General features: G+C 29.0%; 11 protein-coding genes. 5 read left to right on the forward strand and 6 right to left on the reverse strand.

Annotated features, from left to right (window positions below; all coding sequences use genetic code 11):
- Positions 1–235 precede the first annotated feature (235 nt).
- Positions 236–1,108: a 4-hydroxybenzoate octaprenyltransferase gene (ubiA, locus tag Bsans602_RS00125; RefSeq protein ID WP_500837107.1), complete on the forward strand. Its 873-nt coding sequence runs from the start codon at positions 236–238 to the stop codon at positions 1,106–1,108.
- A gap of 251 nt (positions 1,109–1,359) precedes the next feature.
- On the opposite strand, the gene zur is transcribed toward ubiA, so the two are convergent.
- Positions 1,360–1,833 (reverse strand): zinc uptake transcriptional repressor Zur, encoded by a 474-nt coding sequence (gene zur, locus Bsans602_RS00130; RefSeq protein ID WP_250232559.1) that lies wholly within the window; start codon positions 1,831–1,833, stop codon positions 1,360–1,362.
- A gap of 564 nt (positions 1,834–2,397) precedes the next feature.
- Here zur and dnaB point away from each other — a divergent pair.
- From dnaB to gltP, 4 genes are all read left to right on the forward strand, one after another.
- A complete protein-coding gene (gene dnaB / locus Bsans602_RS00135) occupies positions 2,398–3,771 on the forward strand; it encodes a replicative DNA helicase (RefSeq protein WP_500837108.1) in 1,374 nt (457 codons plus the stop codon).
- Positions 3,772–4,260: 489 nt separating this feature from the next.
- On the forward strand, positions 4,261–4,725 hold the full coding sequence (gene ssb, locus Bsans602_RS00140; RefSeq protein WP_500837109.1) for a single-stranded DNA-binding protein: 465 nt from the start codon (positions 4,261–4,263) through the stop codon (positions 4,723–4,725).
- Between the two features lie 517 nt (positions 4,726–5,242).
- Complete coding sequence (locus Bsans602_RS00145) at positions 5,243–6,886, forward strand: Na+/H+ antiporter (protein ID WP_500837110.1); 1,644 nt, start codon at positions 5,243–5,245, stop codon at positions 6,884–6,886.
- Positions 6,887–7,603: 717 nt separating this feature from the next.
- Positions 7,604–8,890 carry a glutamate/aspartate:proton symporter GltP gene (gene gltP, locus Bsans602_RS00150; RefSeq protein ID WP_500837407.1) on the forward strand — a complete coding sequence of 429 codons (1,287 nt, stop codon included), beginning with the start codon at positions 7,604–7,606 and terminating at the stop codon, positions 8,888–8,890.
- A gap of 255 nt (positions 8,891–9,145) precedes the next feature.
- Here the strand turns inward: gltP and Bsans602_RS00155 are convergent, their stop codons facing one another.
- From Bsans602_RS00155 to Bsans602_RS00175, 5 genes are all read right to left on the reverse strand, one after another.
- Positions 9,146–9,553, reverse strand: a complete 408-nt coding sequence (locus Bsans602_RS00155) for a Rid family detoxifying hydrolase (RefSeq protein ID WP_500837111.1) — start codon at positions 9,551–9,553, stop codon at positions 9,146–9,148.
- 89 nt (positions 9,554–9,642) lie between these two features.
- The gene (gene argF / locus Bsans602_RS00160) at positions 9,643–10,686 is read right to left on the reverse strand and encodes an ornithine carbamoyltransferase (protein WP_500837112.1); all 1,044 of its coding nucleotides are present in this window, start codon (positions 10,684–10,686) and stop codon (positions 9,643–9,645) included.
- A gap of 261 nt (positions 10,687–10,947) precedes the next feature.
- On the reverse strand, positions 10,948–13,824 hold the full coding sequence (locus tag Bsans602_RS00165) for a valine--tRNA ligase (protein ID WP_500837113.1): 2,877 nt from the start codon (positions 13,822–13,824) through the stop codon (positions 10,948–10,950).
- A 7-nt stretch (positions 13,825–13,831) separates the two neighbouring features.
- The gene (locus Bsans602_RS00170; RefSeq protein WP_500837114.1) at positions 13,832–14,287 is read right to left on the reverse strand and encodes a DNA polymerase III subunit chi; all 456 of its coding nucleotides are present in this window, start codon (positions 14,285–14,287) and stop codon (positions 13,832–13,834) included.
- A 24-nt stretch (positions 14,288–14,311) separates the two neighbouring features.
- Complete coding sequence (locus Bsans602_RS00175) at positions 14,312–15,841, reverse strand: leucyl aminopeptidase (protein ID WP_500837408.1); 1,530 nt, start codon at positions 15,839–15,841, stop codon at positions 14,312–14,314.
- Positions 15,842–16,045: the final 204 nt, after the last annotated feature.

Consider the following 16,045-nt stretch of genomic DNA (forward strand, 5'->3'; position numbering starts at 1 on the left):
CGTGCCGTCGTATGATCATTTTTTTATAAAAAAGTTTCATATCAGTTTCCTATTGTATGTAACATGATATTTATTGGTATAATCAATTGCAATTAATACGTATAGTAGTATGTAATTATCCATTAAATGTAATCTAAATGAATGTCTTTTATATCATTTATATACACTATTATAAAGATATCAGTTCTCAATAGTGTTATAGATATAGATTATAATTATATTGTTTACTAATTTTATGTCAAATAAGCCATTTTTTATTAAAAAGTGCTACAATTTAGCACAGTTAATGCGCATTAATCAACCTATTGGATTTTTTCTATTGCTTTGGCCTACTTTATGGGGGTTATGGTTATCGAATAGAGGTATACCCGACTGTGTTATTTTAATAGTGTTTATCATTGGTGTATTATGCATGCGTTCTGCAGGTTGTATAATTAATGATTATGTTGATTATGATATCGACAGATATGTTCAGCGCACTAAAACACGTCCTTTGTCATCTGGTGCAATTACAAAAAAAGAAGCATTAACGGTATTATCAATATTACTTGTTATTGCGTTAGTACTAGTTTTAATCCTTAATTTAATTACTATATTTTTGTCTTTAGTAGCACTTATGTTTTCTGGAATATATCCTTATCTTAAGAGATATACTTATTTCCCTCAACTAATGTTAGGATTATTATTTAGTTGGCCTATTTTAATGGCTTTTACCGCAATTCAGCATCCTATAGGTAGTACTGCATGGTTGTTATTTATAATGAATACCATATGGACAATAGTATATGATACGCAATATGCTATGATAGACAGAGAAGATGATAAATATATTGGTGTAAAATCGTCTGCTATATTATTTGGGAGCATGGATAAATTTATCATAGGGATATTTCAGTTCATTATTATACTTATATTGGGGATTATTGGGTGGCAAGAACAATTTACTGTATTATTTTATTTTTTTTCACTGTTTGGAGTCACCGTAATGTTTATATGGCAACAAATTTTGATTAATAAAAGAATACAATCGAAATATTTCCAAGCTTTTTTAAGTAATAATTATGTAGGAGCATTAATATTTATGGGAATTGCTTTAAATTTATATTAATTTAAAGGAATATACATTATCACTTTTGATAATATATGGAATGTATGTATGCTTGCAGTGTAATAAGGTGTACTAAAAAGATTTAGCCATATTATTCATAGTTGTGATTAGCGTTTATATTCTAATCACATACTGTGATTAGAATATAAATTTAAAGTTAGATCAATGTTAGTTGGTTGCTATTACTTATATTCATATAAATTTAAGTATTTTTATAAAAATGTTTTACTATATTAATTATGTATGAGTAATTAGGATCTAAAATATGAATGTAATTGTATGTTAATGCACTTTGTGCATAATCCGTGTGCTTCAATAACGTTATTAAACATAGTAAATCCTGTAATTTTAGCCATGTTTTGCAAAATTTCTTCAATACCCTTTGTTGTTTGTTCAGTAACTTGTTTACAGCTATTACAAATAAAAAAAGCAAAATTGTGGGATAGCTCAAAAAAATAATGACATAGCATAAAACTGTTAGTGGATTCAATACGATGAATAAATCCTTGTTCTAATAAAAAGTTTAAGGCTCGATAAATAGTAGAAGGTTTTGCATGGGGGAGTGAAGATTGTCGTAGCAAATGCAGTAAATTATAAGCACTGATAGCTCCGTTGTATTGGGATATTAATCGTAATACTGCTAATCGTTGTGGTGTTAAGCGTACACATCGTTGTTCGCATAATTTTTTAATTTGAGTTAAGATTTTTTGAACATTAGTATTCATACTGTTCCTTAGTTATTAATTATATGACGCATGTTGCTATTATCATAGGAGATACAAATAAGATAAATCTTAAAAAATAAAATGGTATTTTATAGTAATCATATAGCATATTAAATCAGGGTTTATCTAATTAATCATTCATTAGATTTGTGTATAGTCATTATTTATTTCAATATTTAATAAATGAATATTGAAATAATTGAAACATTTATCATATATAAATAACTTTATTTTATTATATGTAGTAAAATATTCTGTATATATTCTCAATATTAGTAATTCATTATTGATATTGTACAGTATTTGATAGTTATGTTAGTAAAAATACTAAAACGAATTAATATAGAAATATGTTTTTATAATTTTATTTACAATAGCTTAAGACACTGATTTACATATTAATTATGATAACTTCATGTATGTGTGGTTGTGATTTTAATTAGTATAATTACTATACTTGTTTAAATAATATTATAGTAAAAGTATGATTTTTGATATTTAAGTATTTAAAATATTTCTTCTTGAAGAAGATAGCAAGTTTGTACGGGAAAAAATATTAATACGATGCACATTACTCGTGATCAACAAGTAGACAATGTAAAAATACCACCATATTCGTTAGAAGCTGAACAGTCAGTATTAGGTGGCTTGATGTTAGACAATACTCAATGGGAATATATATCAATACAAGTAGATTCTGATGATTTTTTTAATTATGCTCATCGAATTATTTTTAACGAAATGAAACGTTTGTTAGAAACAAATAAACCTATTGACTTAATAACGCTAGCAGAATCTTTGGAAGTTCAAGGAAAATTGGAATCAGTAGGAGGATTTGCATATTTAGCAGAATTATCAAAAAATGTTCCTAGTACTGCTAATGTAGTTGCTTATGCTGATATAGTACGTGAACGTTCAGTAATACGAGCAATGATTGCCATAGCAAATAAAATTGCTGATGCTGGGTATAATCCTCAGGGACGAAGTAGTGATGAATTATTAGATTTGGCTGAATCCCTTGTTTTTCAAATTTCGCGCAGTAAAAACAATCATAATCTTAATCCAAAAGGAATAGATTATATGTTAGAAAACACAGTTGCTCATATTGAGCGGGTATGCAGTAGGCCAAAATATGGTGTTACAGGTATATCTAGCGGATATAAAGATCTTGATAAAAAAACTGATGGTTTACAAAAGTCTGATCTTATTATTATAGCCGCTCGTCCTTCTATGGGGAAAACTGCTTTTGCTATGAATTTATGTGAACATGCAGCAATGACTGAAACAAAGCCAGTATTGATATTTAGTTTAGAAATGCCTGGTGATCAAATTATGATACGTATGTTAGCTTCATTATCTCGAGTGGACCAAGTACGTATTCGTACAGGACGGCTTAATCATGAAGATCGAGAAAGAATTACTAGTGCTATGAAGCTGCTTTTAGAAAAACGTAATATATATATTGATGATTCTTCATATCTAACACCTGCTGAGGTGCGCGGGCGTGCTCGTAGATTATGTCGCGAGCATGATGGCTTAAGTTTAATTATGATTGATTACTTACAATTAATGAGAGTTCCATCTTTATCTAATAATCGAACATTAGAAATTTCAGAAATTTCTCGATCATTAAAAGCTTTGGCTAAAGAATTACAAGTACCAGTTATAGCAATATCTCAATTAAATAGAGGTTTAGAACAACGTATTGACAAACATCCTATTAATTCAGATTTGCGTGAATCTGGAGCGATTGAACAGGACGCTGATCTCATTTTATTTATTTATCGTGACGAAGTGTATCATGAAAATAGTGATATGAAAGGTATTGCTGAAATTATTCTGGGGAAACAACGTAATGGACCTATTGGTACCATACGGTTGATTTTCAATGGACAATGGTCTCGATTTGATAATTATATTGATCCTACTCGTTATTAATACGCTGTTAGTTATGTCAATTGTATTATAGGTATTATTTTAATAATAATTTATATACGTACACTATTATTTTAGTATCTATCTTTGATTAAAGATTAGATATATAGTTTACATGTGTTATTTTTAAAAGTATTTTGTATTACCAGAAGAATAACAAAATTATAATAAACTATTGTTTTAGAGGTTATTACTTATATGTAAGTTTACATGTAGTTAAAATTGTTTATTAAACATATTAAATAAATTTAAAAAATTATTTTTCCACATGTGATTTCTTGATATAAAAAAACTAATGTAATATTAGAATAATGTATTGGGGCATAGGTATTTTATAACTATATTAGTTGATAATATTAATTTTAGAATCGAGAATTATATTAATTGATGAAATTATCTATTATATAGTTCACTGCTCGATCAAATATTTAAGTTTTACATCATATTATAATTACCGTATGATTTTATCATACGGTAATTAGTGGAGGAACTGTGACTAATAGAGGGATTAATAAAGTTATTTTGATTGGCTACCTTGGTCAGGATCCGGAAACTCGTTATATGTCTAATGGTAATATAGTGACTAATATTTCTATAGCTACTACTGAATCTTGGAAAGATAAACAAACCAATGAACTGAAAGAGAAAACTGAATGGCATCGTGTGGTATTGTTTGGAAAATTGGCAGAAATTGCGTCGGAATATCTTCATAAAGGTTCCCAAGTATACGTCGAAGGATCATTAAAAACTAGAAAATGGCAAAATAAAAATGGACAAGACAGATATATTACTGAAATTATAGTTAATATCGGAGGTACAATGCAAATGTTGGGTCATCGCCACGTAGAAGAAAGCGAATCGGTAGATAATCAAAATTTAATAGATAACGATAGCGCAAGATCATCTAACGATGAGGAATCTAATATTAACTTCAATGAAGCAGATATTCCTTTTTAAAAAAAAATTTTAAATATAAATTAACAGTTCTGCTGTATTATCATTTTCTATGACAGGTAGTATGTATATGTGATAATTTTTAATTATCATTGAATTACATCTATAAATTTGTAGACATAAAACATATATGAATCATGTTATATTTATTTTAACGTATTGATCATAATTTCGCATCTTTGTTATATCATTTAAATTGTAACAATTAATATCATACATATTCTCAATTTAAGTTAATTAATTTAGCTTATATTAAGCGTTATTCAGTATTGTAAAGACTATTGAAGCAATACATGTTTAAATAATAAATCATGACAGTATGTATTTTGTTAGGGTAAATATAAAAATATGTCGTTGTTAATAAATAACGTATAATTGAAAATTCATTATATCCATATTGTTGCCTGTTTTATACATTGTAAGTTTGTCATATCCATCAGAATATGAAATAAGTGTAAAAGATAATCATCTAATGTCTACAGGATAATATTTATTTTTGGATACAGTTGAGATTTAAAGCATGGAGATTTTTTTTACGATTCTTATTCTTACTTTAGCTGTCTCCATTTCAGGGGTAATAACACGGATTTTGCCATTTCAAATGCCATTGCCTTTAATGCAAATTGTATTAGGAGCTTTATTAGCTTGGCCTAAATTTGGATTACATGTAGATTTTAATCCTGAGTTGTTTTTATTGCTTTTTATACCTCCGTTATTATTTTCAGATGGTTGGAAGACTCCCATGCGTGAATTTTTACGACATGGGGGAGAAATTGTTTTGTTAGCATTAATATTAGTTATTATTACTGTAGTTGGTATTGGATATTTAATTCATTGGATGATACCAGAGATGCCATTGGTAGCAGCATTAGCGTTGGCGGCAGTTTTATCTCCAACTGATGCAGTGGCGTTATCAGGTATAGTGGGAGAAGGACGTATTCCTAAAAAACTTATGGATATTCTTCAAGGAGAAGCTTTGATGAACGATGCATCAGGTTTAGTTTCTCTTAAATTTGCTATTTCAGTGGCTATGGGAACTATGGTTTTTAGTGTAAGCGGAGCTTCTATAGAATTTATTAAAGTATCTATGGGTGGTTTATTGGCAGGTATAATTATTACTTGGGGATATAGCAAATCATTAAGATTTATCACTCGTTGGAGTGGTGGCGATCCTGCTACTCAAACGATATTTCTTTTATTATTACCTTTTGCTGTATACCTGGTTGCTGAACATATTGGAGTATCTGGAATATTATCGTCAGTTGCTTCAGGCATGACTATTGGTCAATCTGGAATTATTCGAAATGCACCGTTAGCTATGCGTTTGCGAGGCAATAGTGTTTGGACAATGTTAGAGTTTGTATTTAATGGGATGGTTTTTATTATGCTTGGATTACAATTACCAGACATTTTATCAACTTCTATTTTACAAGCAGCAATGGATCCGACTATTAAAACATGGATGTTATTTATGTACGTAATTTTTATTTATGCTGCATTAATGATACTTAGATTTGGGTGGTTATGGTTAATGAAACATATAAGTTTATATTACATGACTAAGCGTCCAATGGTATTTAGTGAATATAGCATACGAGAAATTTTAATTGCTTCTTTTGCTGGAGTGCGGGGTGCTATTACGTTGGCAGGAGTACTTTCCATACCATTGTTTTTAAGAGATGGTTCAGCTTTTCCACTTCGTTATCAATTGGTTTTTATTGCTACTGGCGTCATTTTGTTTTCTTTACTATGTGGTGTAATTGTTCTGCCATGGTTATTGCAGGGAATTATAGTATCTGATAAATTATTACAACGAAAAGAAGAGCGTATGGCACGAGCGATAGCAGCAGAAGTGGCTATTGAAAGTTTATATAAATTAGAAGAGCGGTTAATACACAGTAAAGAAGAAAATATTGATAATCAAATGATTAATGAAGTAAGCGCGCGTGTTATAGGCAATTTACGTCGTCGTATAGATGAAAATAATGATGCACATGCCATTTTAATTGAAGATTTAGAGAGGCGAATGAGATTGAATGCATTACGCGCTGAACGAGGCGAATATTATCATTTACGTGCACAACAAAAAATTAGTAATGAAACATTAACGAAATTATTACGTGATTTAGATTTTTTGGAAGCTTTATTAGCGGAACATGAATAACGTCAGTGTTATGAATGTTTATAGATTATGAATTTCAATCTATTTTTATAAGGTTTAATTTATTAGTTTTATATAAAATTATATATAATTGCATGCTGTAGCTATTATGTATTCCATAATAGAATACAATGTGTTTAACTTAAATATATATACTATGACTATTTATATTATATATTGAAATATATTACAGTGCTAGTATACGGTATAGCTTTAAATGCAAATAAACCTGATCCTACTAATGATATTTAATTATGTAGTTCTTGACTTAAGAAGCGATAGATAATATTATTCTTTGCAGAGTCATTCATAATTGTTAATTATTTCTTATGCTTTATGCAATTGTCAACTTTAAATATTTGCAATTATATTGTAACATATAGTTATTTATATTAATGAATAGTTGATTTGTGATTTTAGATATTAAGTTTATATAATTACTCAATGCACATAAAGGGGTGTTGCGTTGAGTTTTATTTTTTCATGGTGGTTGGTTTGCATAGTGATTTATAAGTATGAACCTCTTTATTCAAAGGGATTCATTGAATTTTACTGTATAAAAAATTTATGAATTTATTGAAAAAAGTTTTAACGTATATTTATGTTTTAACGGATATTTTTAAATCATTATTATCTACATTAATTTAGTGCAATTGTTTCCGAATTGATTAGATGAATGATAACAAAATAACTCATTTTAATTAAGGGGTAACTATGATGATAAAAAAATTTAAAATTACCCTTGCTTGGAAAATTTTTTTTGCTTTAAACTTGGGTATTGTTTTAGGAATCGTATTACATAATCAAATAGAATTGAAAGATTGGATGATCACTACATTTCTTTCTCCGGCTGGAGAAATTTTTATTCGTATGATAAAAATGATTGTAGTCCCTATTGTAATGGCTACATTAGTAGTTGGAATAGCTGGTATCGGAGATGCTAGAAAACTTGGAAGTATTGGATTGAAAACTATTATTTATTTTGAAATTATTACAACAATTGCTATAGTACTTGGTGTAGCTTTGGCCAATTTGCTTCATCCTGGTTATGGGATTGATATGTCTGTATTGTCTAAAACAGATATTTCTATGTATGAGCAAACTACATCTGAAATACAGTCGAATTTAGTAAATACTATGTTATCGCTAATTCCTTCGAATATTATTTATTCTATGGGTAGAGGAGATATGTTGCCGGTTATTTTTTTCTCGGTTATTTTTGGGCTTGGGTTAGCTACGTTGCCAGATAAAACGAAGAACCCATTATTGGATATTTTTAATTCTATAGCGGATACTATGTTTGAAGTAACTCATATAGTTATGCGTTATGCTCCTATTGGAGTATTTGCTTTAATTTCAGTCACGGTTGCAACTTTTGGCTTTAGTTCTTTATTACCGCTTACTAAACTTGTGTTGTTAGTTTATGGTGCTATTGTTTTTTTTGCATTAGTAGTATTAGGTATAGTGGCGCGTATATGTAATCTAAGAATTTGGAAATTAATTTGCATTTTAAAAGAAGAACTTATTTTATCTTTTTCTACTGCTAGTTCAGAGACTGTATTACCACGTATTATAGAAAAAATGGAAGCTTATGGAGCTCCATCAACTATTACCGGATTTGTAATACCTACTGGTTATTCTTTTAATTTGGATGGATCAACTTTATATCAAAGTATTGCTGCTATTTTTATTGCACAACTTTATGGTATTGAATTATCTTTAAGTCAAGAAATTATTTTAGTATTGACTTTGATGATAACTTCTAAAGGTATTGCCGGTGTTCCTGGAGTTTCTTTTGTAGTTTTGTTAGCTACTTTGGGTAGTGTAGGTATTCCATTAGAAGGCTTGGCATTTATAGCAGGAGTGGACCGAGTGTTAGATATGGGTCGTACAGCGCTTAATGTAATAGGTAACGCTTTAGCAGTATTGGTAATTGCTAAATGGGAAAATCAGTATGATACAGAACAGGCGCGTCTGTATGAATCAGAGATGTTACATAATAAATAATATGTGTAAATATGTATTTTTTGAAAACGGCATCGACATCATACTCCTTCTTATCTTTTTTAATAAAGAAAGATGGTGTCCTTTTAAAATGTCACCATCTAAGAAGGTGTGGTGTGGAGTTTCATAATAATAATTGATAGATTTATTATTTTGGTAATATAGTAAATATACAAAAGATATGAAGGTATACGCAATTTAAAGAAAAAGTTTATATGAAAATATATAATATTTTATTTTTTACACAATGTGATTAATTTATGAAAAATCACGAATCGCGATGGCTTCAATTTCTATTTTAGCATCTTTTGGTAATTTAGAAACCTCTACACAGGATCGTGTTGGTAAAGTTATCTTTTTATAAAAAGAGTATGTGTTAAAAAAATTTATGTAACTAGTATTTATTGTGGGTAAGTCATTTATATCAACAATAAATAATGTGGTTTTAACAATATTATTTATTTTTAATCCAGTGGTTTCTATAATATTTTTAACATTTAATAGAGTTTGATGGGTTTGGTCATGAATATTATCAGACATAGTATTTGTTTCCGGACATACAGGGATTTGACCAGAAATAAATATTATATTGTTTATCTCTATAATCTGTGTATAGGGACCAAGTGGATCAGGAGTATTTTTGGTATTAATAACGACATGTCGCATATGCATTTACCTTAATATTGTATTTTTTTAAAAGTAAAAAATACTAGGTTTTAATACCCAGTTATATATAATAAAATTTATTGTTTATATCATAAATTATTGTAATTTATTGGATCAGCAGAATCAAAATTAGGAAGTAATGTTGCTAAAATAAGAGCTTTAATAGTATGTAAGCGATTTTCAGCTTGATCAAATACTATACTATATGAAGATTCAAATATATCATTTGTTACTTCTAGCCCATTTCTTAAATTATATTTTTTTGCTATTCTTTTCCCAATAGTGGTTTCGGTATCATGTAATGCTGGTAAGCAATGTAAAAATTTTATATTTGGATTGTTGGTATTTTGAATCATACGATGATTTACTTGATATGGAGATAATAAAGAAATACGTTTTTCCCATATTTTTTCATTCTCTCCCATGGAGACCCACACATCGGTATATAAAAAATCTGCATCCTTTACCCCATGAGAAATATCTTCAGTAAGTATAATGTTTCCATTATTACGTTGTGCAAGATTTTGGTAATGTTGAAATAATTCTTGTGTGGGCCAAAATATCTTCGGTGATACTAATCTTAAATTAAATCCCATTATTGTTGCAGCTTCTAATAAAGAATTACCGATATTGTTTTTTGCATCTCCTACATAAGCTAGCTTCATTTGATAAAATGTTTTATGTGGTAATTGTTCTTGCATGGTCATAAGATCAGCAAGTAATTGTGTCGGATGAAATTGCATAGTTAGACCGTTCCATACTGGTACTCCAGAATATTGTGCCAACGTAGTAACTATATCTTGGCTGTAACCACGATATTGAATCCCATGGTACATTCGTCCCAAAATTTTAGCAGTATCTTTAATGGATTCTTTATGTCCAATTTGGCTAATATTTGGAGTTAGGCAGGTTACACGTGCACCCTGATCAAATGCTGCTACCTCAAAAGCACATCTTGTTCTAGTTGAATGATTTTCAAAAATGAGTACAATGTTTTTTCTGTTTAATTTTTGAACTTCAGTTTGTGTGTTTTTTTGATGCTTTAAACGATTTGATAATTGCAGTAGAAACTTAATTTCATCCGCAGTGAAATCCATTAATCGTAAAAAAGATCGTTGATATAGTTGATTCATATGATATTTACCTAAAATATTGATCTATACAAAGTGCTTATTTATACTTGAGTGAAAATAATATGCAATATAAAAATAAATAATTTATTTTTATATAAAAATTTCTTAAAGATTTGTAAATTAGTTTTAGTCAAAATAAGGTACAAAGGTTATTTATAATCAATCAAAATAATGAAAATAAACCTGTTGTTTAACTTTTCATATTTAACGTACAGATAAAGAAACTTTATTTTTCAGTTATTTTCGATATATATTTTTTAACTACGGTTTCGTCATTGTAGCATGCTGATCGAGTAATTTATGTTTAATTTGCGTATAATAATTTAATAATTCTTGTTTATTTTTTATGATAGATGGTGGTGCGTGATTTATGAAATCATTGTTATTTAGTAGTTTTCGTATTATTTCAATTTTATGATTTATTGATTTTATTTCTTTATTTATTTGATTGATTTTAATATTTATATGGAATTCTTCTGGCATACGTATTAATAGTTCTGTTGAATCTAAAGGTATAGTAATAGATTTTGGATATATTTCATGTTTTGAAATGAAATCTATGTTTTTTAAGTGAGCAAGATTGCATAAAATATTGTAATTATTTAAAATACGATTTTTAGTATCTGGTGAAGTATGTCTGAATGCTACTTGTAGAGATATATTATATGTGATCTTCATATTTGCACGAGCATTACGTATTGCTGTGATAATGTGTTTGATCCATTCAAAGTCTATAACGGATTCAGTATCAATTATGGATGCATCATATTGTGGAAATGGTTGTAACATAATAGTTTTTCCGTTATTTCCAGTAATTACTTTAACTTCCTGCCAAATTTTTTCTGTAATAAACGGAATAATTGGATGTGCTAAGCGTAGTAATGATTCCAATAATGTAATTAATGTATAACGCGTTCCCCTTAGTTCCAAAGTATTTCCATGATATAGTGTTGATTTAGTTGATTCTATATACCAATCACAGAATTGATGCCAAATAAACTCGTGTAAGATATTTGCTATTTTATCGAAACGATAAATTTCTAAATGTTTATGGAAATTTTGCACTGTCTGATGAAATTTTGTAATAATCCAACGATCTGCTAAGGAAAAAGATTTGTCTATAGCGGAAGACATACTGCAATCTTGATTTTTAGTATGCATTAGAACAAAGCGGCTAGCATGCCATAATTTATTACAAAAATTATGATAACCTGTGAGTCGTTTCATATCCCAATTTATGTCTCGTCCAGATGATGCTAGCGCCACTAAAGTAAATCTTAAAGCATCAGTTCCGTGAGATTTGATCCCATTAGGAAATTGTTTTTTAGTATATTTTATAATTTGATCAGCCAATTGTGGCTGTAGCATGTCTTTTGTGCGTTTTTTTAATAAATTCTCTATAGAAATTCCATCTATTATATCTATTGGATCAATGATGTTGCCTTTAGATTTAGACATTTTTTGGCCAGCCTCATCACGCATAAGACCAGTAATATATGCAATTTTGAATGGAATTTGAGACGCTCCATTATTATCTTTTATAAAATGCATGGTTAACATAATCATTCGTGCAATCCAAAAAAATATAATATCAAATCCACTTATTACAATACTGGTAGGATGAAAAATACTTAACAAATTAGTATTCTTGGGCCAACCTAGACTAGAAAATGTCCATAGACTTGAAGAAAACCATGTATCTAATACATCGTTATCTTTACGTAATACTACGTCATTATCTAATTTATTTTTTATTCTAATATCTTTTTCACAATGTCCTACATATATTTTATTATTAGTATCATCATACCAAGCCGGGATTTCATGTCCCCACCATATTTGTCGAGAAATACACCAATCTTGTATATTATTCATCCAACTAAAATACATATTTTTATATTGCTTTGGAACAAGACTAATTACATCCGATTTTACTGCATTTACTGCTTTCTGGGCTAAAATTTTAGTTCGTATATACCATTGATTAGTTAACATAGGTTCAATTATAGTTCCAGTACGATCGCTATATGAAATTATTGAATTATAAGGTTTTACGTCATGTAATAAATTGAGTTTAGTGCATTCAGAAATTATTTTTTTTCGTGCATGATCACTATTAAGATCATGAAATATTTGAGGAATATTGTAATATACTTGATCATTAGGTTGCCCGTAACTATCAAATATTTCCGGATATTTAAGAATTTTTCCATTAAGTGAAAAAATGTTTATCATAGGCAATTTATGTCGTTTTCCTATTACATAGTCGTTAAAATCGTGAGCGGGGGTTATTTTAACACAACCAGTTCCTTTAAATATATCTACGTGTTCATCTAAAATAATAGGAATACGTTGGTTAGTTATTGGTGTGATTACATATTTTCCAACCAAATGTTTATAACGAGAATCTTCTGGATGTATTGCGACAGCAGCATCTCCTAATATAGTTTCTGGACGTGTTGTTGCTACAATTACATGATTTGGGGAGATTATAGAACGATTATTTGTAATAGTAGTAGAATTATCTAACTTATAGTATAGGTACCACATGGAGCTTTGTATTGGTTTATTTATAACTTCTAGGTCAGAAATTGCACTTTGTAATGTGAAATCCCAATTTACTAGTCTTTTTCCTCTATAAATTAAATTATCTTGATATAAACGAATAAAAGCTTCTTTTACTGCATAAGACATCTCTGTATCCATGGTGAAACATTTTCGTTTCCAATGTACAGAGTTTCCTAATCGTTTCATTTGATAAGTAATAAATTTTTCAGATTGGTTCTTCCATATCCAAATTTTTTTTATTAAATCATCACGCGTATAGTTACATCTAATTTTACCTGTATCATTATAAATTTTATTTTCTACTAGAATTTGTGTAGCAATCCCAGCATGATCTGTGCCCGTTTGCCATAAAGTATTTTTTCCCTTCATTCTTTGATAACGTACTAAAACGTCCATAATGGTTTGTTGAAATGCGTGACCAAGGTGTAATTGTCCTGTAATATTAGGAGGAGGCATCATAATACAGTAACTTTTGCAAGATGTGTCTCCATTGGGGGCAAAGTAATCTCCTTTTTCCCAAAATTTATAAATTGGTTCTTCTATATTTTTAGGATTATATGTTTTTTCCATGATACGTTTACTCATGAATTGGGGGATTAATAACATTTAGTGTAAATCCATTTTTTTTGTACGATTGGTATCTATATCTTGCCCATTTTTTTAAAGTGTCAGTTACAGGTACAAAATCTATTATTTCATTAAAATTAAAAAAGAAATCCATATTCTGTTTCATAAGATTAACTAATAAATCTCTGGGATTGTTGTCATAACAACATTGATTCCAGTATATAATTATTGGAGCATTATGAACAGTTTTTCCAAACAAATTATGTGGTAAAAATGTATTTTGATCGAATGTCCATAATATTTCATCTATTTTTGTAGCTTGATGTTCATTTTCGCAAGTCACTAGGACAGTTTTACCAGATCTCCATTGTATACTTATTAAATTACACACAAGCTTTGCTATATAACTAAGTTCGGTTTTTTGCTTGAGTTTTTGAGGTATCAAATAAAAAGTGCCATGCTTCATATATTGTTAATGTTTCATTAAGTTTTATAATTCGGATAGTCTTAATTTATTTTGCGGGAATGATGATCTATTAATCAAATATTGAGACAAAAGCGCTACGGGACGTCCCGTAGCGCTTTTGTCGTGATAATTAGATATCCATGCTGTTCCAGCAATATCTAAATGTGCCCAATGATATTTATGCGCAAATTTTTGAAGAAAACAACCAGCTGTAATAGCCCCACCAGGTTTACCTCCAACATTTGTCATATCTGCACATGTAGATTCTAATTGTTTTTGAAATACATCATTTAGTGGTAATCTCCAAACGTAATCTCTAGATTGTTTTGCTGCTACAATTAAATCATTGGTTAAATGTTCATTATTAGACATTAAACCACTAAAATGATGTCCTAATGCAACGACACAAGCTCCAGTTAATGTGGCTATATCAATTACAACATCAGGTTTATATCGTTCTGCGTATGTTAATGCATCACATAATACTAAACGACCCTCAGCATCGGTATTTAGTACTTCTACTGTTTGTCCTGACAAAGTAGTTAAAATATCACCTGGACGAAAAGAAGCATGACTTACCATGTTTTCACCAATAGCAAGTATTCCGATAATATTTAGTGGTAAATTAAGTTTTGTAGCTATATGCATAACTGCATATACTGCGGCAGCTCCACACATATCATATTTCATTTCGTCCATTTTGTTTGATTCTTTAATAGAAAGACCGCCAGAATCAAAAGTTAATCCTTTTCCTATAAATACAATAGGAGGAACATTAGGTCCTTCAGGATGTCCTTCATATTTGATTATAGGCATTTTAGGAGTATAACTAGATCCTAGACTTACTGCTAAATAAGCATTCATGCCTAATTTTTTCATTTCTAAAGTATCAATTATATTTATTGTGATATTATTATAACTGGATAATTTATTAACTTGATCAATGATATAATCAGGAGTACAAAAATTAGGAGGCATGTTTCCTAAATCTTTAGCTATTTTTATTCCACGAACGATCGATAATCCATCTTTAATAGATTGTTTACAATGCGCAAGTTCGTTTGTATTGGATATATATAAAGTTATTTCTTGCAGCGACTGATTCAATTTATTCTTATTATTTTTAAATTTATTAAATACATATAATTCTTCCTCAACAATTTCTATTGTTTGTCTGATTTTCCAGTAATTATTGTATTCTTTGATGTTTAGTTCGCTTAAAAAAAACAATATTTTAACTATAGGAATTTCTTTACATAAGAGTATTATTTTACGAATTAATTTTTTATAGCAATATTCATCAAAATTATATTTTTTACCACAACCAATTAACAAGATTTGTCTATTATATAATTGAGGCACATCATATAATAAGAGTGTTTGCTCCATTTTCCCCTGAAATGCTCCGCGATGTAATAATGAACTAATGTATCCCTTACTTATGTTATCAATCTTTTTTGTTGAAGGAAATAAATGTGATTCTTCAAATACACCAGTAACCACGCAACTATCAGGATATGATTCTAGATGACTATCAGTTACCTTAAATTTTATCATAAATTTTCCTATATCAGTGTACTAAACAACATATTGAAATAAATTAATCACAATACGCGTAATTATATATTATATGTAACAATGAAGTATATTGTTTATATGATCTGAACTTATATTTTTCATTAATTAATCTAGCTTGTGTTATAAATAAATTAAGTATGCATTGTTTTAACATTGTAGTTTCATTATCGTTACGATGCC

Source organism: Candidatus Blochmannia sansabeanus (nom. nud.) (assembly GCF_059935345.1).